Annotated in this window: 18 protein-coding genes and 1 riboswitch; of the genes, 1 reads left to right on the plus strand and 17 read right to left on the minus strand. The window is 49.9% G+C overall.

Annotated elements, in window-relative coordinates; all coding sequences use genetic code 11:
• Nucleotides 1–109 precede the first annotated feature (109 nt).
• Nucleotides 110–2,782, minus strand: coding sequence for a calcium-translocating P-type ATPase, SERCA-type (locus tag ACVC9U_RS10605; protein ID WP_003181653.1), 2,673 nt, complete (start codon nucleotides 2,780–2,782; stop codon nucleotides 110–112).
• 146 nt (nucleotides 2,783–2,928) lie between these two features.
• Between ACVC9U_RS10605 and ACVC9U_RS10610 the strand changes: the two genes are divergently transcribed.
• Nucleotides 2,929–4,641 carry an Rqc2 family fibronectin-binding protein gene (locus ACVC9U_RS10610; protein WP_009328535.1) on the plus strand — a complete coding sequence of 571 codons (1,713 nt, stop codon included), beginning with the start codon at nucleotides 2,929–2,931 and terminating at the stop codon, nucleotides 4,639–4,641.
• A 20-nt stretch (nucleotides 4,642–4,661) separates the two neighbouring features.
• Here the strand turns inward: ACVC9U_RS10610 and ACVC9U_RS10615 are convergent, their stop codons facing one another.
• The 16 genes from ACVC9U_RS10615 to ACVC9U_RS10690 form a co-directional block, all read right to left on the minus strand.
• Nucleotides 4,662–5,156 (minus strand): precorrin-2 dehydrogenase/sirohydrochlorin ferrochelatase family protein, encoded by a 495-nt coding sequence (locus ACVC9U_RS10615; protein WP_003181648.1) that lies wholly within the window; start codon nucleotides 5,154–5,156, stop codon nucleotides 4,662–4,664.
• Nucleotides 5,137–5,922, minus strand: a complete 786-nt coding sequence (locus tag ACVC9U_RS10620) for a sirohydrochlorin chelatase (RefSeq protein ID WP_003181646.1) — start codon at nucleotides 5,920–5,922, stop codon at nucleotides 5,137–5,139. The genes ACVC9U_RS10615 and ACVC9U_RS10620 overlap by 20 nt, the downstream gene beginning before the upstream one ends.
• Before the next feature lies 1 nt (nucleotide 5,923).
• Nucleotides 5,924–6,697, minus strand: a complete 774-nt coding sequence (gene cobA / locus ACVC9U_RS10625; protein ID WP_003181644.1) for a uroporphyrinogen-III C-methyltransferase — start codon at nucleotides 6,695–6,697, stop codon at nucleotides 5,924–5,926.
• Between the two features lie 149 nt (nucleotides 6,698–6,846).
• Nucleotides 6,847–7,440, minus strand: coding sequence for an adenylyl-sulfate kinase (gene cysC, locus ACVC9U_RS10630; protein ID WP_441390799.1), 594 nt, complete (start codon nucleotides 7,438–7,440; stop codon nucleotides 6,847–6,849).
• 13 nt (nucleotides 7,441–7,453) lie between these two features.
• Nucleotides 7,454–8,590: a sulfate adenylyltransferase gene (sat, locus tag ACVC9U_RS10635; RefSeq protein ID WP_441390801.1), complete on the minus strand. Its 1,137-nt coding sequence runs from the start codon at nucleotides 8,588–8,590 to the stop codon at nucleotides 7,454–7,456.
• A gap of 25 nt (nucleotides 8,591–8,615) precedes the next feature.
• Entirely contained in the window at nucleotides 8,616–9,680 is a 1,065-nt protein-coding gene (locus ACVC9U_RS10640; protein WP_441390803.1) for an inorganic phosphate transporter, read from the minus strand.
• Between the two features lie 11 nt (nucleotides 9,681–9,691).
• Nucleotides 9,692–10,393, minus strand: coding sequence for a phosphoadenylyl-sulfate reductase (locus tag ACVC9U_RS10645; RefSeq protein ID WP_075752904.1), 702 nt, complete (start codon nucleotides 10,391–10,393; stop codon nucleotides 9,692–9,694).
• Nucleotides 10,394–10,478: 85 nt separating this feature from the next.
• Nucleotides 10,479–10,595, minus strand: a complete 117-nt coding sequence (locus ACVC9U_RS10650; RefSeq protein ID WP_369878884.1) for a YezD family protein — start codon at nucleotides 10,593–10,595, stop codon at nucleotides 10,479–10,481.
• Nucleotides 10,596–10,697: 102 nt separating this feature from the next.
• A riboswitch (SAM riboswitch) is annotated at nucleotides 10,698–10,804 on the minus strand.
• Nucleotides 10,805–10,966: 162 nt separating this feature from the next.
• Nucleotides 10,967–11,596 carry an orotate phosphoribosyltransferase gene (gene pyrE / locus ACVC9U_RS10655; RefSeq protein ID WP_075752906.1) on the minus strand — a complete coding sequence of 210 codons (630 nt, stop codon included), beginning with the start codon at nucleotides 11,594–11,596 and terminating at the stop codon, nucleotides 10,967–10,969.
• Nucleotides 11,593–12,312: an orotidine-5'-phosphate decarboxylase gene (gene pyrF / locus ACVC9U_RS10660; protein WP_145654027.1), complete on the minus strand. Its 720-nt coding sequence runs from the start codon at nucleotides 12,310–12,312 to the stop codon at nucleotides 11,593–11,595. The genes pyrE and pyrF overlap by 4 nt, the downstream gene beginning before the upstream one ends.
• Nucleotides 12,281–13,216, minus strand: a complete 936-nt coding sequence (locus ACVC9U_RS10665) for a dihydroorotate dehydrogenase (RefSeq protein WP_145654035.1) — start codon at nucleotides 13,214–13,216, stop codon at nucleotides 12,281–12,283. Before ACVC9U_RS10665 ends, pyrF begins: the two co-directional genes overlap by 32 nt.
• Entirely contained in the window at nucleotides 13,216–13,986 is a 771-nt protein-coding gene (locus ACVC9U_RS10670; RefSeq protein ID WP_441390806.1) for a dihydroorotate dehydrogenase electron transfer subunit, read from the minus strand. The genes ACVC9U_RS10665 and ACVC9U_RS10670 overlap by 1 nt, the downstream gene beginning before the upstream one ends.
• On the minus strand, nucleotides 13,983–17,195 hold the full coding sequence (carB, locus tag ACVC9U_RS10675; protein WP_441390808.1) for a carbamoyl-phosphate synthase large subunit: 3,213 nt from the start codon (nucleotides 17,193–17,195) through the stop codon (nucleotides 13,983–13,985). Before carB ends, ACVC9U_RS10670 begins: the two co-directional genes overlap by 4 nt.
• Nucleotides 17,180–18,274 (minus strand): carbamoyl phosphate synthase small subunit, encoded by a 1,095-nt coding sequence (locus ACVC9U_RS10680; RefSeq protein WP_075752914.1) that lies wholly within the window; start codon nucleotides 18,272–18,274, stop codon nucleotides 17,180–17,182. Before ACVC9U_RS10680 ends, carB begins: the two co-directional genes overlap by 16 nt.
• Entirely contained in the window at nucleotides 18,271–19,557 is a 1,287-nt protein-coding gene (locus ACVC9U_RS10685; protein ID WP_075752916.1) for a dihydroorotase, read from the minus strand. Before ACVC9U_RS10685 ends, ACVC9U_RS10680 begins: the two co-directional genes overlap by 4 nt.
• On the minus strand, nucleotides 19,541–20,461 hold the full coding sequence (locus ACVC9U_RS10690) for an aspartate carbamoyltransferase catalytic subunit (protein WP_441390811.1): 921 nt from the start codon (nucleotides 20,459–20,461) through the stop codon (nucleotides 19,541–19,543). The genes ACVC9U_RS10685 and ACVC9U_RS10690 overlap by 17 nt, the downstream gene beginning before the upstream one ends.
• Nucleotides 20,462–20,470 lie beyond the last annotated feature (9 nt).

The following is a 20,470-nucleotide window of genomic DNA, read 5'->3' on the forward strand; positions in this document are numbered from 1 at the left end:
AAACACACCCAATTCCGTATAAGTGAAAAAGACTTTCTTTGATTTAAATTTACGCAAGATGAAAAGGCAATAGAAACCTCTATTACCTTTAAGATTATATCATACAAGCCTATTTTTTTCTTGTCAAAAGTGACCCGGCCAGTAAAAAAGTTGGAATCGCTGACATTCCGACAATCAGGAGCCAGTCTGCCATTAAAATCGGAACCGTATGGAAAATCGGCTGCAGCGGCGGATAATAAATAACGACAAGCATTAAAAGAATCGAAGATAATACTGCGCCGAGCAAATAAATGTTTTCAAACGGATTGCGGTCAAAGATGGACCGCTCGCTTCGGCAGTCGAACACGTGGATCAGCTGCGCAAGGACGAGCGTTGCAAATGCAACCGTCTGTGCATACTCAAGCGCTTCTGGATTGCGGTTATAAATGAACATAAACGCCCCGAGTGTCGCGATTCCGATTAAGAATCCGCGCGATACGACCTTCCAGCCGAGCCCCCTTGCAAACACGCCTTCTTTCGGACTCCGCGGCTTTCTCTGCATCACATCGTCCTCAGGCTGATCCATGCCGAGCGCCATGGCAGGCAGGCCGTCCGTTACAAGGTTGACCCACAGAATCTGTATCGGGACAAGCGGCAGCGGCAGAGCGAGCAGCATTGCAAACAGCATGACCAAAATTTCGCCGACATTGGATGCGAGCAAGTATCTGATGAACTTTCTAATATTTTCATAGATATTGCGTCCTTCCTTGATGGCCGATTTAATCGTTGCAAAATTATCATCGACAAGGATGAGTGAGGACGCCTCCTTGGCGACATCCGTTCCCGTAATCCCCATCGATATGCCGATATCCGCCTGTTTAATCGCAGGGGCATCATTGACTCCGTCTCCCGTCATGGCGACGATGTGGCCGTTTTCCTGGTAGGCGGTCACGATCTTCAGCTTATGTTCGGGCGACACCCTTGCAAATACGTAAACATCGTCAACAATTTCCGCCAATTCTTCCTGCGAGAGTTCGTTCAGCATCTGGCCGTCCATGACCTTTCCGCGCGGAGGCAGCAATCCGAGATCTTTTGCAATCGCCGTCGCCGTTATCACATGGTCCCCGGTGATCATGACCGTTTTGATCCCCGCTTCCCGGCATTCTTTAATCGCTGTTTTCACTTCGGGCCGCGGCGGATCGATCATCCCTAACAGCCCGATGAAAGTTAAGCCTGACTCCGCTTTTTCGAGCGGGGGATTTTCTGTATCTTTGATCGGTTTATACGCGACGGCAATCGTTCTCAGCGCCTGTGACGCAAGAGTTTCCAGCGCCGCGCTTGTTTCAGCGAGCCTTTCCTTTGTGAAGATTTCTCGCTTTTCTTCTGTCAGCGTATGCGACGAACGCTTCATCAATACATCCGGCGCGCCCTTTGTAATGACAAAGCGCTTGCCGCTCTTGTCTTCCACAATGACAGACATCATTTTCCGCGTTGAATCAAACGGAAACTCCTCGATGATTTTAAAATGTTCATCAACATATTTGTCCGTAAAGCCTGCTTTTCGAGCCGCCGTCAGCAAAGCCCCTTCGGTGGGATCGCCATCAAGACGAAACTCCCCGTCTTTTTCGATAATCGAAGATGAATTGCATAATGCGCCGAACAATAGTACCTGCTGGAGCGGTTTATGATGCTTTGCTTGCACATCGCGCCCGTTCATGCTGAAAGAGCCTTCAGGCTCATAGCCGATCCCTGACACGTTCCATATCTTCCCGCCTGACCAGACATGGGTGACCGTCATTTTGTTCTGCGTCATCGTCCCGGTTTTATCGGAGCAAATAATGGACGCGCAGCCGAGCGTCTCAACCGCGGGCAGCTTCCTGACGATCGACTTTTGCCTGATCATCCGCTGCACGCCGAGAGACAGAGCGACCGTGACAATGGCAGGCAGCCCTTCAGGTATGGCAGCGACGGCAAGGGAAACTCCCGCTAAAAACATGCTGTATAAATCATGCCCCTGAATGACGCCGGCAGCAACGACAAGCAGTGTCAGGAACAAAGCGGCGACAATCAAAATTTTGCCGAGCTCTTCAAGCCTTCTTTGCAGCGGGGTCGCCGTATTCCCGGCAGATTCAAGCATATCGGCGATTTTCCCCATCGCAGAGTTCATACCCGTACCGATGACGACGCCGATTCCGCTCCCCCTTGTGACAAGCGTTCCCATGAAAGCCATATTCTTCAGATCGCCCAGCGATACATCTGACGCCTGAAAAGCATCTGCCTGTTTGGACACGGGGAGCGATTCACCTGTAAGGGCCGATTCTTCTATTTCAAGGCTCTTTGTCTCGACAAGTCTGAGATCGGCGCCGATTCTGTCTCCGCTTGCAAAACGGACAACATCTCCCGGGACAAGCTCTTTGGAAGGAATTTTCACCCAATTCCCCTCCCGGAGCACAGCCACTTGAGGAGCTGACAGTTCTTTCAAAGCCTCGAGCGACCTTTCCGCCCGCCTCTCCTGAAAGAATCCGAGAATGCCGTTAACAAAGATGATCGCGATGATCGCGATGGCGTCAATGTATTCGCCGAGGAAACCCGAAATCAACGTGGCCGCAAGCAAAACAAGAACCATGAAATCTTTGAATTGAGAAAAAAACAATGCGACCGCCGATGTTTTTTCCCCTTCCTGAAGTTCGTTTGTTCCGTGTCTTTCCAGCCGCTTTCCGGCCTCTTTTTCTGTTAGACCTTTGTCGATGGACGTTTTTGTTATATTTAACAATTCGGTTTGTCCCATCTCGTGCCATTTCATTGAATCGTCCACTCCTCCTGCCCTAAAGGTTGCTTTTGGTGTATCCATCTCTATAAGTCAATTTATTCAGACTCGTCCCAAATCATGCTATAATTATTGAATGGACGTTTTACGAAGAGGATTAACGAGAAAAGGGAGTTTTTCATATGTCTTTTGACGGCATTTTTACATACGGAATGATCGAGGAATTAAATGAGGCGATTCGAGGCGGACGGATCGCAAAAATCCACCAGCCGTTTAAGCACGAGCTAGTGTTTCATATCAGGGCAAACGGGAAGAACCGCAAATTGCTGCTCTCCGCCCATCCGAGTTATGCGCGGGTACACCTGACAAACGAAACCTACGACAACCCGAGCACCCCTCCGATGTTCTGCATGCTCCTCCGCAAACATCTGGAAGGCGGCTTTATCGACCAAGTCGAGCAAATCGGCATGGACAGAATGATGGTCTTTCATATCAGGAGCCGGAACGAAATCGGCGACACGCTGACAAGAAAGCTGATGGTCGAAATCATGGGCAGGCACAGCAACATCGTGTTAACAGACGGAGAAAAAGACGTCATCATCGACAGTTTGAAGCATCTGTCACCTGCGATGAACAGCTACCGCACCGTGCTCCCGGGATACGATTACATTCTCCCTCCCGCGCAGAACAAATTGTCTCCGCTTGAAGCGGAGACTGAAGATATTCTCCGCCATCTGAATTTCCAGGAAGGCAAACTTGACAGGCAGATCGTCGATACCTTCTCCGGCGTCTCGCCTCTGTTTGCGAAGGAAGCCGTCTTTCGCGCGGGTCTAGCCAACAGGGCGACACTGCCAAACGTCTTGACGGAGATGTTCAGCGAAATCAAAAGCCGGCGTTTTCAGCCCCAGCTTGTCACCACAGAAGACGGAAAAGAATATTTTTACCTTCTTGAGCTGACCCATATAAAAGGAGACAACAGGCCCTTTCATACGCTGAGCGAACTTCTTGACCGCTACTATTTCGGAAAAGCGGAGCGTGACCGCGTCAAACAGCAGGCTCACGATTTAGAGCGTTTCGCGGCAAACGAAAAGAAAAAGAACGAAAATAAAATCAAAAAGCTGAAAAAAACGCTTGAGCAGTCCGAACACGCGCAAGACTATCAGCTGTACGGAGAGCTGTTGACAGCGAACCTGTACCAGCTGAAAAAAGGGGACAAAGAGGCGAAGGTCATCAACTACTATGATGAAAACGGCGGAGAAATCACGATTCCGCTCAATCCTAATAAAACGCCTTCTGAAAATGCACAAAGCTATTTTACAAAATATCAAAAAGCGAAAAATTCGGTAGAAGTCGTGAAGGAGCAGATCAAATTGGCAGAAGAGGAAATCGCTTATTTCGACCAGCTGATTCAGCAGCTTTCATCTGCCTCACCGAAAGATATAACCGAAATTCGCGAAGAGCTCGCCGAAGGAAAATACTTGCGGGCCAAGCAGCAAGGGGGCCAGAAGAAACAGAAAAAACAGGCGCCGACGCTCGAAGCATATGAGTCCAGCTCAGGAGAAACGATTCTCGTCGGCAAAAACAACAAGCAGAACGAATATTTAACGATGAAGCTTGCCGCCCGCGACCACATCTGGCTTCACACAAAAGATATTCCGGGGTCGCACGTCGTCATTCAATCGACCGATCCGGACGAGCAAACCATTCTGGAAGCGGCGCAGATCGCTGCATATTACAGCAAAGCGAAAAACTCCGCTTCGGTTCCCGTCGACTATACAAAAATACGCCACGTCAAAAAACCGAATGGCGCAAAACCGGGGTTTGTCACCTACGACAGCCAGCAAACCGTTTTTGTAACACCTGATGAAGACTTGATCATCAAGCTGAAAAAATAATAATGCCAAAAGCCTGAACCTCAAGGGTTCAGGCCTCTTCTTTTTCGGAAAAGCTCGTCGATCTCTTGGACGAGCTCATCATCGATCAAATCATCGATCTGTCCGGCCAGCCTGATCGTGTGGCGCGGGCTGGCTCCGTTTGTTGAGACGGATATGGTTATGTTTCCTCTGTTGATTATTTTTGGAACATATACATTTCCCAGCTCCGCTTCACTCGCAACATTGACGAGCTGCTCAGGAGCTGCCGATGCGGCTAGACGCTTGTTTGCCTCATGGTCATCGGTCGCAAGAATGATCAGAAATGCATTCTTGAAATCACCGGGTTCCGCCTTTTTCTTCTTCCATTCGATGCCGTGTTCGTTAATCAATCCGAGCATCTCTTCTGATGCTTCAGGGCTGATGACGGTCGCGGATGCACCTTCTGCCAGCACCGTTTTCAGCCGCCGCGCCGCAATCTTCCCCCCGCCCGCAATGACTGCGGCTTTGCCTTTCATGTTAATGTGCAGCGGCAGCATCTGATGCTCCTGTAAAATCAAAGCGGCCGGCTTTGTTGATAACCGCTTCCTCTACGCGGTGCAAAAAGGCGTTTTTTACATGGGGGTGGAAGCCGAGGTAATCCGTCAGCACGACATTCGGATTCGTTTCTTTCAGCTTTGCGGTTTCCCTTTCAATCTCGTTCATCAGCATACCGGTGAACAGCAGATACGGAACGATGAATGTCGTTTTTCCGTCCCGTTCTTTAAGCTGTTTAAACACATCCAGGTAGTGCGGCTCACAGGCTGTCATAAAGCAGGGAATGACCTCATCCACTGGTGTGAGGTCTCTCAGCCGTTCGCAAATATCATAAACATCCCGTTTGACATCCGGATCAGAGCTTCCCCTTCCGATCAACACGACTCTTGCATGTTCATATGGCGTCCCCGTTTCTTCGATCCTTGTAAAAACCGCTTTGACGACTTCCTGATCGACGCCGATCGGCTTTCCGTAAGCGACGCTGACGGAAGGGTACTGTGAGGAAGCACGGGCAAGCTCTTCAGGGATGTCCCTTTTGGCATGCGCGGCTGTCAAGAGGAGAAGCGGCACGGCCGCGATATGCGTCGCCCCCTTTTCCACACACGCTTTAAAGCCGGTTTCGATATCCGGTGCCGCCAATTCCAAAAAAGATATTTCCTGAATGGGGGCGGACATGTTTTCTTTGCAGCTCTCCAAAAAAGCGGCTGCTTCTGTTTGGGCTCTTTTCAGACGGCTTCCATGGCCGATATATAAAATCGCTTGTTTCATATTAAAGCGCCTCGCTTAATGCCGGATCTTTCAGCTCAGGTTCAAACCAGCTTAACTGCGAGCTGAATTGAACGACATCCCCGATGACAATCAGGCTCGGGTTTTCAATCTTTTCGCTTTCGACTGTACCGGCAAGCGTTTCAACCGTGCAAAGCACCGTTTTTTGTTTGTCTGTCGTTCCCCAATGGATGAAAGCGGCTGGCGTTGACGGGTCTCTGCCGTTTTCGATCAGAAGCCTTTCAATTTGCTTCACGTTTTTAATCCCCATATAAATGACAAGCGTATCGATCCCTGTGGCTAACGCTTTCCACTTCTCTTCAAAGTTTTCTTCTTTTTGATAATGGCCTGTCACGAAAGCAACGTTTGAACTCGCTTCCCGGTGTGTCACCGGAATGCCCGCATAAGCAGCGGCAGCTATTCCCGAGGTGATTCCCGGCACGATTTCAAAAGCAACCCCGTGCTCAGCGAGGGTTTGCGCTTCCTCGCCGCCTCTGCCGAATACGAAAGGATCGCCGCCTTTCAGCCTGACAACGGTTTTCCCTTTTTTCGCATACTTGACGAGAAAATGATTGATCGTTTCCTGTTTCATCATGTGGTAGTCCGGAAGCTTTCCGCAGTAGATGAGATCCGCTCCCTCCTTGGCGTGCTGTAAAATCTGTTTATTCACAAGCCTGTCATACAAAATGACATCGGCTGTCTGGATGGCTTTTAAAGCTTTGATCGTCAGTAAATCGGGGTCTCCAGGACCTGCCCCAACGATATATACTTTCCCCATCTTAGATCTCCCCCGATCTGATCAACGTCTTCTTCAATTCATTATAAATCATAAAGAAAGCGTTTGGTGCCTGAAAATATCACAAAAACCAAACGTTTTCTTTATGAAATAGGAAAGTGCATGTGCAGCACTTTCCTATTACCCGCATTTTATTTCGTTTGATCTTTCACGTATTGGACGAGCTGATTTTTGCACTCTTCCCGGTTATGTGCGCCTGTATCAAGGACAAGCTCAGGCGTTTCAGGCTCTTCATAAGGCGAATCGATCCCCGTGAAAAATGGAATTTCTCCGTTTCTCGCTTTTTTGTACAAGCCTTTCGGGTCGCGCTCCTCGCACGTCGCCAAATCGCATTTCACATAGACCTCGTGAAACTCATCTTCCTCGACGAGCTGTCTGACAAGCCCTCGGTCTTCTTTAAAAGGGGAAATGAACGCCGTAATGACGATCGTCCCCTGTTCGACAAAGAGCTTCGCGACCTCGCCGATCCGGCGGATGTTTTCCTTCCGGTCTTCATCGGAAAACCCGAGGTCCTTGTTCAGCCCGTGCCTGACGTTGTCGCCGTCGAGCACCGTGACCTGGTAGCCTTGTTCAAACAACTCACGCGCTGCAGCGTTGGCAATCGTTGATTTTCCTGAACCGCTCAAGCCCGTCAGCCAAACGATCGAGCTTTTATGTTTATTTTTCTCATGATATTCCCGTTTTGTAATGGACGCTTCATGCCAGACAATACCTTTATTTACCAAGAGATGCTCCCCCTTAAGAAACCCCGGCCGTTAAGCCTTTGATTAATGTTTGAATGACTTCTGGACGGCTGAATGTGCTCGGCGGGAACTCGCCGTTTCTCAGCATGCCCCTCACCTTTGTGCCGGACAAAATGACATGATGTTCTTTGCTGTGAGGGCACGTTTTCGCCGTCGCCATTGAACCGCAGACATTGCAGTAGAAGCTGTGTTCGAATTTCAGCGGCGTAATGCCGATCTCTTCCGGTGCGAACTGATCGAACAGCTCCTGCGCTTCATATGTGCCGTAGTAATCGCCGACTCCGGCATGGTCTCTTCCGACGATAAAGTGCGTGCATCCGTAGTTCTTTCTGACAAGCGCATGGAAGATCGCTTCCTTCGGCCCCGCATAGCGCATCGCCGCCGGAAAAACGCCGAGAAAGACGCGGTCTTTCGGATAGTAGCCGTCAAGCAGCACCTGATAGCTTTCCATGCGGACATCAGCCGGAATATCGTCTGATTTTGTTTCCCCGACGAGCGGATTGAGGAAAAGGCCGTCTACCGTCTCGAGCGCCGTTTTTTGAATGTATTCGTGCGCTCTGTGAACCGGATTTCTCGTCTGGAATCCGACAATCGTTTTCCAGCCGAGTTCTGCGAATTTTTTTCTTGTTTCCAGAGGTTCGAATGTGTGCGCCGGGAATTGCTTGACGCTCCGTTTAATGAGAGTGATCGGCCCGCCCACATAAACGCTGCCGCGGTCAAACAATTTTTTGACGCCCGGATGTTCGAGTTCGTCGGTTTTATAGATATTGACGGCTTCCGTTTTCTTGTCCGGCGTATAGATATCTTCGATCTCAATGACGCCGTAGGTTTCCCCATTATAGGTAAGGCGGACGGTGTCACCCGCTTTTAAGCTTAAAGCTTTTTGCTCGTCAACAGGCAGAGTGATCGGAAGCGTCCATACTTCGCCGCTTGATAGTCTCATATTTTCGAAAACGGACAGATAGTCTTTCTCTGTCATAAAGCCTTGGAGCGGGCTGTACGCACCGATTCCGATCAGCTCCAAATCTGAAAAAGCCATTACATCAAGCTCAATTTCATGTGCGATGTGTTGAAAATCGTATGCTTCATTGACGCGGTTAACCAATACACCGCCGTGTGGTGCTAAACTCATAAACTTGTTTCCCCCTACTTTGTGTTTAAATTCCTCCGCCTTGTTCATGGACGGAGCTGTGCTCTTTTTTGACCGCTCTCATCAGGCTGATCGTTCCGACAGATGCCAGCAGAACGCTTGTGACAACAATAAGAGCGTAGTAGTCTCCTTTTAATAAAAGGCTGACCAGCATATAAGATAGGCTTAATGAAAGGAACGGCGAGACGACCCATACTTTCAGCATCGTTTTGACCACTTGTTTATGAAAGACGTTGCCGCCGTTTTTTGCCATTCCCATCCCTATAATAGAAGATGATGTGACTTGCGCAAGCGGAACCGGTAAACCGAAAATTGAACTGGTAATGACAAGCCCGGCCCCCGTTCCGGAAAGGATGATTCCCTCTCCTTTTGAAAACCTCGTAATCTTTTTGCCGTTTGTTTCAAGAACGCGCCTGCCCAGTAAAAGGGCGCCCAGCGCGACAAACAGCCCGCCGTAGAGCGTTCCTTCCCCGACTGTCAAAACATGCGCCGCCACCAGAGGTCCGACAGCATTTGCGACATTGTTCATGCCTGCTGAGAAGGCTTCAAAAAACCCGGTGATCAACAGAATCACCGCCAAAACCTTTGCTTTCTTTCCCGAGGCTGGACGTTTGATCGTTTTTTTCATGATGTTTGCCACCGCAAATGTAAATGTAAAAGCGACGATTGGTACAACGACCCAAAATGAGACGATGATAAGCAAAGATTTCACATACAAAACCTGGTAAGCGACACCTACTCCGACAACAGATCCGACCGTCACTTCACTTGTCGAAAGCGGGATGCCGAGTACATTTGCGATAAAGAGCGACAGTGCCGCCGATCCGATAATAATGCAGACGATTTCAAGCGAAATCACCCGTTCGGGAATGATGCCTGAGCTGATCGTTTTCACGACGTTTCCTCCGCCGATGACAGCGCCCGAGAGAACGCCTGCTGCACAGATTATTAGTGCGTGAAACTTCTTTTTGACGGCTTCAGATCCATAGGCGATTCCCATTGAAGCAGCTGCACCGCTCGCTCCGATATTCATCGCAAAAAACATGCTAAATAAAATGGCGGCAAGTTCCATGACTCATCTCCTTACTCGTGTAATCCACATTCTGTTTTAGCCGATCCGTTCCAGCGGCCTGATCGAAGATCATCCATTGTGAAGGCCGGAGAGGTGCACGGAGCGCAGCCGATGCTCGGGTAGCCTTGATCATGAAGCGGATTGTACGGGAGATCGTGCTTTGTCACATATCTCCAAATATCCTTCCACGTCCAATGAATGAGCGGACAAACTTTGATAGACTTGAATTTTTCGTCTTTGTTCAAAAAGTTCGTTTTGCTCCGCCCGGGCGATTGCTCGCGGCGCAGGCCCGACAGCCACGCCGGGTAGCCTGAAAGCGTCTCGCGGAGAGGAATGACCTTCCTCATTTCACAGCAGGAATTCGGAGCGGTCTTCCATAGTTCGTCCCCATATTCTTTCGCCTGCTCTTCGACGGTAAGCTCCGGTGTTTTCATGATAATCTGAAGGCCTGGATATCGTTCTTTGACAGCGTCGATCGTTTCATACGTTTCTTTAAAATGAAGTCCCGTATCAAGAAAAACGATGACCGCATCTTTTTTCACCTTATAAATCAAATCGATCAGGACGATTCCCTCAATTCCGAAGCTGCACGCATATACAAGCTGATTTCCGTAATGTCCGTACGCCCATTTCAAGACGGACAGCGCTCCTTTATAAGAGTCATCTTCCTGAAAAGAGATATTCGGTTCCTCCCATGTGCTGTAAGTAAAAATTTTCGGTTCCCCCTTTTTTCGCCAACAAAAAAACGGCTTCCAGCAGAAAAAAACTGTGAAAACCGCCTCTAGTTTGTCTAGTCAGCTATTTCAATCTTATTTTTTCATTTTTTTCGATTTGAATGACTTTGCCGTCCTGAACAACGAATGTGATCGATCCGTAATTCATGTCTTTCAGCATGTCTTTCATTTTGATGATCACCTTTTCAAGCTGTTCATCTGTCTTCACTTCTAGCTCCTCCTCTGCCCCTAAAAATTAAAATCTTTCTTCCAAATTTGAAAGAAAGACGAGGAACTCCGCTATTCCTTATCTCTCAAAATGAGGGCATTTTGCTGGAAGTAGCACCTTACGCTTCACACGCAGGTTGCCGGGTTTCATCGGACCAGTCCCTCCACCGCTCTTGATAAGTTTGCTTTTGTTATTTTAAAATTTTAGCACAATTCGAACAAAAGTCAACCCGACTTTTTTTATAGGATTAATAAAAAATAAAAATAATCCGTTTTTACTATTTTTAAATCTGTAAAAAGACGCAAAAAAGCCGTTCTCCCATTAGGAGAATACGGCTTTTTTCATTAGTCCATCCAAGACTTGCTTTCAGGGTCTGTCTTCCATTCTTTCAGTTTGGCGGCATCCTGTTCGCTGATATATCCGCCGGCAAGCGCAGCCTCTGTCAATGTATCGTAATCAGTCAGCGTGCGGTATTCAACGCCCGCTTCGCTGAAGGCGGCGGCGGCTTTAGGAAGTCCGTAAGTGAAAATGGCGGCGACACCGAGCACTTCGCATCCCGCTTCTGTGAGAGCGGCTGCCGCTTCAAGGACGCTTCCTCCCGTTGAAATTAAATCTTCAATCACAACAACTTTCTGTCCTTTTACAACGGCGCCTTCAATTTGGTTTCCTTTGCCGTGCGCCTTCGGTTTGCTTCTGACGTAGCACATCGGCAGGCTCAGCCTGTCGGCGGCAAGCGCGGCATGGGGGATTCCCGCAGTTGCCGTACCGGCGATCATTTCGGCTCCGGGAAACTTGTCTTGAATCAGTCCGGCAAGCCCTGAAGCTATATCATCCCTTACTTCCGGATATGAAAGCGTCAAACGATTGTCGCAGTAGATGGGCGACAGGATGCCGCTCGCCCATGTAAACGGCTCGTTCGGGCGCAGGAAAACCGCTTTGATTCTTAATAAATGGTTTGCAATGTCTGTTTTCATGCCTTCGTTCCCTCCCACTCATGTCCTATTCTTCTGTAGGCTGACACAGGATCTTCCGCCTGGGTAATCGAACGGCCGACAACGATCGCCGACACGCCTTTTTCCCTTGCGTAGCCAGGCGTCGCCACCCGGACCTGGTCGTTGTTTTTGTCATCCGCCATGCGAATTCCGGGTGTCACGGTCAGAAAATCTAAAGACGCGGCCCGGTAAATGTGTTCGGCTTCATGGACGGAGCAGACGACTCCGTCAAGTCCGCTTTTTTCAGCCAGCTGGCTGTAGTGAACAACTGTATCGAGAAGCGGCGTTTCAATCAGCAGCTCATGCTGAAGCATTTCAGAAGAGGTGCTTGTCAGCTGGGTCACAGCAATTAATAAAGGGCGTTTCCGGCCTGCCGGAGTCCCCGCTTCAAGGCCTTCAAGCGCCGACTCCATCATTTGCTTTCCGCCTGCTGCGTGCACATTGACAAGGCTGACGCCAAACCCCGCCAGCCTTTTCATCGCCTTGTATACGGTCGTTGGAATGTCGTGGCATTTTAGATCGAGGAAAATGCGGCAGCCGCGCTCCTGCAACTTTTCAAGGATGGCCGGCCCTTCCTGATAAAAAAGCTCCATGCCCACCTTCACGAAAAGCTCTTCTCCATGAAACCGGTCCAAAAACGCATATGTTTCCTGTGCTGATGCAAAATCAAGCGCGATGATGGGCGGCGTATGTTTCATCCTTCCAGCTCCTTCCGATACACTCGTTCAACGAACGGTATCCGTATTTTTCTAAAACGCGCGGCAAGTCGGCGATGATTTCGGGACAAACAAACGGATTAACAAAGTTTGCCGTACCGACGGCGACTGCGCTCGCACCCGCCAGCAAAAACTCAAGCACATCTTCCGCTGACTGGACACCGCCCATGCCGATGATCGGAATGCTGACTTTCTGGCTGACTTCATGCACCATTCTGATGGCCACCGGTTTAACGGCAGGGCCTGATAATCCGCCGGTTTTGTTCGCCAAGATCGGCTTTCCCGTTTTTAAGTCGAGCCGCATCCCGATCAGCGTGTTGATCATCGTCAAACCGTCCGCTCCCGCTTCTTCTATGGCAAGAGCGATGTCGGTAATGTTCGCGACATTCGGCGACAGCTTCACATAGACGGGAACGCTCGCAACCTCTTTCACCGCTTTCGTCAGCTCACTGGCCATTTCCGGCTGCGTACCGAAGGCGATACCTCCCGTTTTCACGTTAGGGCAGGAAATATTCAGCTCGAGCGCATGAACGTTCGGCGCTTTGCTGATTTCTTCAGCCACTTCAACATAATCGTCGATCTGCGAGCCGGCGACATTGGCGATAATCGGTGTATCGAACTGTTCGAGCCACGGCAATTCGCGTTCCATGACAGCCTCTAATCCCGGATTTTGCAGACCGATGGCATTTAGCATGCCGGCTTGTGTCTCGGCGACGCGCGGCGTCGGATTCCCGAAGCGCGGTTCGCTCGTCGTCGCTTTAATCATGATCGCACCGAGACGTGAAAGATCGTAAAAGCTCGCAAATTCTCTCCCGAATCCGAAGCAGCCTGAAGCCGGCATGATCGGATTTTTTAATTGAAGGCCCGGCAAATTGACTTCAAGGATCATAACAGCACCTCCTGAGCTTTGAAAACAGGGCCGTCAAGGCATACCTTCACATAAGACGTTTCGCTTTCTTCCGTATGGCAGACACAGGCAAAGCAAGCGCCGATCCCGCATCCCATGCGCTCTTCCATCGACAGATAAACCTCTTTATCCGGATAGCGCTGTTTTAAAGCTTTCAGCATCGGCGTCGGTCCGCAAGCCATTATGCAGTCAAACTGAAGCCCCTCGTTTTCAATGATATCTGTAACAAACCCCTTTGAACCTCGGGTGCCGTCTGCGGTTGCCACATACACCCGGCCGAAACGGCTGAATTCCTGTTCGTAAAAGACATCTTTTGCAGAAGCAAATCCTAGCACATGGATCGCGTGCACCCCTCTATTTGTCAGCTGTTTGCTCAGCTCGTAAAGCGGCGGAACACCGATCCCCCCTCCGACGAGAAGAGCCGTTTTCCCCGGTTCAAGCGATTCAGCCGGAAAACCGTTGCCGAGCGGACCAAGGACATCGATCTGATCTCCTTCCTGTTTTAATGACAGGAGGCTCGTGCCTTCCCCATCCTTGCGAAAGATGATGGTCACCTGCCGTGTGGCTTTGTTGACAGCGGCGATACTGATCGGCCGCCTCAAAAGCGGCGTGAGGGAATCTGAGACCTTGATGTGAAGGAACTGGCCGGGAGCGCCGCAAACTTCGGCAATCTCCCCTTCCAGCACCATTTGATAAATATGATCCGCGATACACTTGTTTGAACGGACTGTCATATACCCTTTTCTCATCTGACGGCCGCCTTTTGCTCGATTTTAATCGCCGGCATATGATCGGCGCGGAAGCTCATGCTTTCAAGCACCCGCAAAATCGCTTCCGCCGTATCAAGGGATGTCAGGCAGGCCACGCCGTTTTCAACGGATTCGCGTCTGATTCTGAAGCCGTCCCTTGCCGGCTGCTTCCCTTTTGTCAGCGTATTGACGACGAACTGCGCTTCCCCGTTTCGAATGACATCAAGGAGATTTGTGCCTTCTTCGCCGATTTTCCCGACAGTTTTAACAGGTACGGATGCGTCTCTTAAATAGCCGGCCGTTCCTTCCGTAGCCAATATTTTATAGCCGATCGCATGGAACCGCTTGGCGATCAATAGTCCTTCCTCTTTATCTTTATCAGCAACTGTCAGGAGAACGGAGCCGTAGTTCGGAATTTGGATGCCTGAAGCGATCAGCCCTTTGTATAGCGCTTTTTCCAAAGTGCTGTCTTTGCCCATGACTTCCCCGGTCGATTTCATTTCCGGTCCGAGCGTGATATCCACTCTTCTCAGCTTTGCAAACGAGAAGACCGGCACTTTCACATATACGCCTTCCTGCTCTTTTTGGAGGCCTTCTGTATAACCCATATCAGCAAGCTTCCCGCCGAGAATCACTTTTGTTGCGAGATTGGCCATCGGTATGCCGGTGATTTTGCTGAGAAACGGCACCGTGCGGCTCGACCTCGGGTTGACTTCAAGGACGTAAACCTCATCTTTTGAAAGGACAAACTGAATGTTGAGCAGGCCGACGATGTTTAAGCCTTTTGCAAGCGTAATCGTGTATGCTTCAATCTTTTTCTTGATGTCCTCTGAAAGGGATTGCGGCGGGTAAACGGCAATCGAATCCCCCGAGTGGACGCCCGCCCGTTCGATGTGCTCCATAATCCCCGGAATGACGACCGTTTCACCGTCAGAAATGGCGTCCACTTCAATTTCTTTTCCGGTCAAATATTTATCGATCAGGACAGGGTGCTGCGGATTGATTTTCACTGCATTCTCCATATAATGGAGAAGCTCTGCTTCCTGGTAGACAATTTCCATCGCACGTCCCCCAAGTACATACGATGGGCGGACAAGCACCGGATAGCCGATGTTTGCTGCGATTTCAACGGCGCCTTCCACAGATGTCGCCGTTTTTCCGAGCGGCTGAGGTACATGCAGCGTTTCAAGCGTCTGTTCGAACTTGTCGCGGTCCTCGGCGCGGTCCAAATCTTCAAGGGATGTTCCGAGAATAGCAACGCCCCGCTCCGCGAGCTCGTCGGCAAGGTTGATCGCAGTCTGTCCGCCAAACTGAACGACGACGCCTTTCGGCTGCTCCAAATCGATGATATGCATGACATCTTCAACAGTAAGCGGCTCAAAGTAGAGCTTGTCGGAGATGCTGAAGTCCGTTGAAACCGTCTCAGGATTGTTGTTGATAATGATTGCTTCATAGCCGGCTTCTTTGATCGCCCAGACCGAATGCACGGTCGCATAATCGAATTCGACCCCCTGGCCGATCCGGATCGGACCCGAGCCAAGAACGATGACGCTGTTTTTGTCCGTTCTGACCGATTCGTTTTCTTCTTCATACGTACTGTAGAAATACGGTGTCTCCGATTCAAATTCAGCCGCGCATGTATCAACCATTTTATAAACAGGCATAATGCCTGCTTCTTTTCTAAGATCATAAAGCTTTCGTTCAGACATCTCCCAGAGAAGGCTGATAAAGCGGTCTGAAAAACCGAGCTCTTTCGCTTCTTTTAAAAGACCGAGGTCGCCGCGCCCGGCTTTCAGCTTCTCTTCAAAGCGAATGATTCCCTCAAGCTTGTGCAGGAAGAACAGGTCAATTGCCGAAAATTCGTGGAGATCGCTGACTGTGTATCCTCTTCTAAACGCTTCGGCCAAGTAAAAGAGCCGTTCGTCTCCCGCTTTTTTAATCCGTTTTTCAAGCACTTCATTCGAGATCTCACCGGCATCTTTCAGTTCCAAGTGGTAGACATCCGCTTCAAGAGAACGGACCGCTTTAAGGAGAGATTCCTCCCACGTTCTTCCGATCGCCATCACTTCGCCCGTCGCTTTCATCTGTGTGCCGAGCCTGCGGTTTGCCGATTCGAATTTATCAAACGGCCAGCGCGGTATTTTTGAAACGACATAGTCGAGTGCAGGTTCGAAAGATGCGTACGTTTTTCCTGTAACAGGATTCATCATTTCGTCAAGAGACAAACCGACGGCAATTTTGGCGGCAAGCTTTGCGATCGGATAGCCCGTCGCTTTTGAGGCAAGCGCTGATGAACGGCTGACCCGCGGGTTTACCTCGATGATGTAGTACTGAAAGCTGTCCGGGTCAAGCGCCAGTTGAACGTTACAGCCGCCTTCGATTTCAAGCGCGCGGATGATTTTCAGCGATACATTGCGAAGCATTTGGTATTCGCGGTCGCTCAGCGTCTGGCTCGGCGCGACAACGATGCTGTCCCCGGTATGAATCCCGACCGGATCGATGTTTTCCATATTGCAGACGACGATTGCGTGATCGCTCGAGTCTCTCATGACTTCATACTCGATTTCTTTGTAGCCGGCGATGCTCTTTTCAAGCAGACATTGATGAACCGGGCTCATTTTTAAGCCGTTTTCAACGATTTCCTTCAGCTCGTCTTCGTTTGAGCAGATGCCTCCGCCTGTTCCGCCAAGCGTGTATGCCGGCCGGACGATGACGGGGAAGCCGATGCGCCCGACAAACTCGCGCGCTTCCTCGAGCGAGTGGATGATCTCGCTTTCCGGAACCGGTTCATTCAACTCATTCATCAGAGTTCTGAACAAGTCGCGGTCCTCCGCTTGTTGGATCGCCGCCAATTTCGTGCCGAGCACTTCAACACCGCACTCAGCCAGAATGCCGTGCTCGGACAGTTCGACCGCCAAGTTGAGGCCCGTCTGCCCGCCCAATGTCGGCAAAATGGCGTCCGGCCGCTCTTTGCGGATGATCCGTGTTAAAAATTCAAGCGTCAGCGGTTCGATATAAACGCGGTCGGCCATTTCCGTATCCGTCATGATTGTCGCAGGATTCGAGTTGACGAGAATGACTTCATAGCCTTCTTCTTTTAAAGCGAGGCAGGCCTGTGTACCCGCATAATCAAATTCCGCCGCCTGCCCGATAATAATCGGCCCTGATCCGATCACCAAAATCTTTTTGATATCTACGCGTTTAGGCATACCGCTTCCCCTTCTTTCTCTGTAGTTTCAATCATGTGTAAAAATTGATCAAATAAATGGTTGGCGTCTTCCGGTCCCGGTGAGGCTTCCGGATGGTATTGAACCGTGAAAGCCGGCTCGTGTTTATGTTTAAGCCCTTCGATTGTGTCGTCATTAATCGCCACATGCGTCACTTCAAGCGGCGTGTTTTCAACGGACGATACGGTATAGCCGTGGTTTTGAGCCGTAATTGATACTCTCCCGGTTGCAAGCTCTTTAACCGGATGGTTTGAACCGCGGTGTCCGAATTTCATTTTCGCCGTCTTTGCTCCGCAGGCGAGGGCAAACAGCTGATGGCCGAGACAGATGCCGAACAATGGAACCTTGCCGAGAATGTTTTGAATCATCGCAATCGCTTCAGGTACGTCCGTTGGATCTCCGGGTCCGTTTGACAGCATTACACCGTCAGGCTTCAGCTGCATCACTTCTTCTGCCGTTACATTGTGAGGAACGACGATCACATCGCATTTGCGCTTGTTCAGCTCTCTTAAGATGCCGTGCTTCATTCCGAAATCGACAAGCACGATTCGCTTCCCTCTCCCAGGGCTCGGATATGCCGTTTTTGTTGAAACTTGGCTGACCTGATCGGTCGGAAGGTTCGTTTCTTTCAGCTTTTGAACCAAAGTCTCAGCATCTTCTTCCGGGCCGGCAAATACCCCTTTCAGCGTACCTGCCGTTCTGATCATTCTTGTCAGCTTTCTCGTGTCAATCCCTGAGAGTCCCGGGATGTTCTTCATTTTTAAATATTCATCAAGTGTATAAGCAGAGCGCCAGTTTGACGGAAGTTGACATAACTCTTTTACGATAAACCCTTTCACATAAGGGGTGATGGATTCAAAGTCGTCTCTGTTGATCCCGTAGTTCCCGATCAGCGGGTAGGTCAGTGTGACAATTTGTCCGCAGTATGACGGGTCTGAGAGGATTTCTTGATAGCCTGTCATCCCCGTGTTGAAGACGACTTCTCCCATGGTGTTTTCCAGGCTGCCGAATGCTTCCCCTTCAAAAATCGTTCCGTTTTCTAGTACAAGACGTCTTTTCATTTTACAAGTCTCCCCTCTTGGTAAACGAGTTTTCCCTTTGCCATTGTCATAACCGGCCAGCCGAAGCAGCTGATGCCGTCAAACGGCGTGTTTTTCCCTTTAGAAAGAAAGGTGCTTTTGTCAATTTTTTCTTCGCGTTCAAGATCAATGAGCGTAATATCCGCAGACCGTCCGGCTTCAAGCTTCCCGTAAGGAAGTCCGAACGCCTCGCAAGGTTTGACCGTCATATAATCGTGCAGCTGTTTCAGCGTCCATTTCCCCGTTTTGACAAAGTGCGTGTAAAGGAGCGGAAAAGCCGTCTCCAAGCCGACAATTCCAAATGGCGCAAGGCTCATGGTCTGTTGTTTTTCTTCTTCTGTATGAGGGGCATGATCCGTTGCGATAAAATCGATTGTTCCGTCTCTAAGCCCCTCAAGGAGCGCTTCCCTGTCTTCCGGACTTCTGAGCGGCGGATTCATTTTATAATTTGTATCAAGACCGGGAATGTCGCTGTCTGAAAGGAGCAGATGGTGCGGCGTCACTTCCGCTGTCACGCGGATTCCCGCTTTTTTGGCATCGCGGACGACCCTGACCGATTCCTTCGTGCTGATATGACAGACGTGGTAATGGCAGCCTGCCGCTTCGGCAAGAAGCACGTCCCTTGCGATGTGAACCGCTTCGCACACTGAAGGAATCCCGTTTAAACCGTTGGCTTTGGCAAATTCCCCATCGTGTACACTGCCGCCGTAGATCAGTGAATTGTCTTCACAGTGAGCGACGATCGCTTTATCGATCGAAGCCGCTTTTTTCATCGCTTCATACATCATCCCCGCCGTTTGAATGCCGACGCCGTCATCGGTAAACGCGAACGCACCTGCGTCTTTCAGCCCTTCGAAATCGGTCATTTCCTGGCCTGTTTGTCTGATGGTGATGGAAGCATACGGGAGCACTCTGACAGATGCCGTTTCGTCAATGCGGTTGACGAGCCACTCCATCTGCTCTTTCGTATCGGGGACAGGCCGCGTATTCGGCATTGCGGCGACAGTTGTAAATCCGCCTCTCGCCGCGGCTTTTGCACCTGTTTCGATCGTTTCTTTCTTCTCGCCGCCCGGCTCTCTGAAGTGAACGTGAAGGTCAACAAGCCCCGGCGAGACGAAAAGCCCATCCGCATCGATGACCGTTTCTCCCAAAGCGGCCTCAAGGCTTCCGATTTCGCTGATTGCATCGCCTTCAATCCTGATATCGCGCTGTACTTTTTCACCTTTTTCGTCGAGTATGAAGCCGTTTTTAATTAAATAAGACATAAGCCTGTTCTCCCCTTTTTTTGTTTTCGCCGTTTAGAAGCGCTCTTTTTAAAACCGCCATTCTGATATATACACCGTTTTCCATTTGTTTGAAAATTCTCGACTGAGCTGATTCGACCAGTGCACTGTCAATCTCGACACCTCTGTTGACAGGCGCAGGGTGCATGATGACCGCGTCTTTTTTCAGGAGCTCCGCCCGCTTGAGCGACAATCCGAAAGTTTCAAGATAATCCCGTTCTGCCGCCTTTTTCTCATGGCGTTCGTGCTGAATTCGGAGAAGCATCACCACATCCGAATTCGCGACCGCTTCGTCAGGCGACACGTATGTCCCGTAGGGATTGTCTTCATCCCGCCATTCGTCCGGACCTGAGAAAAGAACCTTTGCTCCGAGCCTTGTCAGCACTTCGGCATTCGATCTTGCCACTCTGCTGTGTTTGATATCTCCGTGTATAGATACCGTCAGTCCGGCAAATCCGCCCCATTCCTCATGAATCGTCAGCAAATCGAGCAAAGATTGAGTGGGATGCTGACCGCAGCCGTCTCCGGCATTGATCACCGGAATGCCGACGTGTCCGATAAGTTCATCATAATAATGATCCTGAAAGTGTCTGATCACACATACATCGGCGCCGATGGATTCGAGTGTCTTGACGGTATCGTACAATGATTCTCCTTTTTGTACGCTTGTTGAAACACCGTCCAGGTTCAACACATTCATGCCGAGTTTCTTTTCAGCCACTTCGAAGCTGAAGCGCGTTCTTGTGCTCGGTTCAAAAAACAGATTGGCAGCAAATTTTCCGGAGAGGACGGACTCGGACTTTCCTTTTTTCAGCTCTCTCGCCTCTTCAATCAGCTCGTGAATATCCTCAAGACTAAGCTCATTCATTGCGGTCAAGTGTTTCATTTTTACTCC

The organism is Bacillus sp. GM2, assembly GCF_056155945.1.

Excerpts from the sequence above, each read along its gene's own strand:
- ACVC9U_RS10605 (WP_003181653.1), bottom strand. The coding sequence starts at position 2,782 with ATGAAATGGCACGAGATGGGACAAACCGAATTGTTAAATATAACAAAA.
- ACVC9U_RS10610 (WP_009328535.1), top strand. The coding sequence starts at position 2,929 with ATGTCTTTTGACGGCATTTTTACATACGGAATGATCGAGGAATTAAAT.
- ACVC9U_RS10615 (WP_003181648.1), bottom strand. The coding sequence starts at position 5,156 with ATGCTGCCGCTGCACATTAACATGAAAGGCAAAGCCGCAGTCATTGCG.
- ACVC9U_RS10620 (WP_003181646.1), bottom strand. The coding sequence starts at position 5,922 with ATGAAACAAGCGATTTTATATATCGGCCATGGAAGCCGTCTGAAAAGA.
- cobA (WP_003181644.1), bottom strand. The coding sequence starts at position 6,697 with ATGGGGAAAGTATATATCGTTGGGGCAGGTCCTGGAGACCCCGATTTA.
- sat (WP_441390801.1), bottom strand. The coding sequence starts at position 8,590 with ATGAGTTTAGCACCACACGGCGGTGTATTGGTTAACCGCGTCAATGAA.
- ACVC9U_RS10640 (WP_441390803.1), bottom strand. The coding sequence starts at position 9,680 with ATGGAACTTGCCGCCATTTTATTTAGCATGTTTTTTGCGATGAATATC.
- pyrE (WP_075752906.1), bottom strand. The coding sequence starts at position 11,596 with ATGAAAACAGACATTGCAAACCATTTATTAAGAATCAAAGCGGTTTTC.
- pyrF (WP_145654027.1), bottom strand. The coding sequence starts at position 12,312 with ATGAAACATACGCCGCCCATCATCGCGCTTGATTTTGCATCAGCACAG.
- ACVC9U_RS10670 (WP_441390806.1), bottom strand. The coding sequence starts at position 13,986 with ATGAGAAAAGGGTATATGACAGTCCGTTCAAACAAGTGTATCGCGGAT.
- carB (WP_441390808.1), bottom strand. The coding sequence starts at position 17,195 with ATGCCTAAACGCGTAGATATCAAAAAGATTTTGGTGATCGGATCAGGG.
- ACVC9U_RS10680 (WP_075752914.1), bottom strand. The coding sequence starts at position 18,274 with ATGAAAAGACGTCTTGTACTAGAAAACGGAACGATTTTTGAAGGGGAA.
- ACVC9U_RS10685 (WP_075752916.1), bottom strand. The coding sequence starts at position 19,557 with ATGTCTTATTTAATTAAAAACGGCTTCATACTCGACGAAAAAGGTGAA.
- ACVC9U_RS10690 (WP_441390811.1), bottom strand. The coding sequence starts at position 20,461 with ATGAAACACTTGACCGCAATGAATGAGCTTAGTCTTGAGGATATTCAC.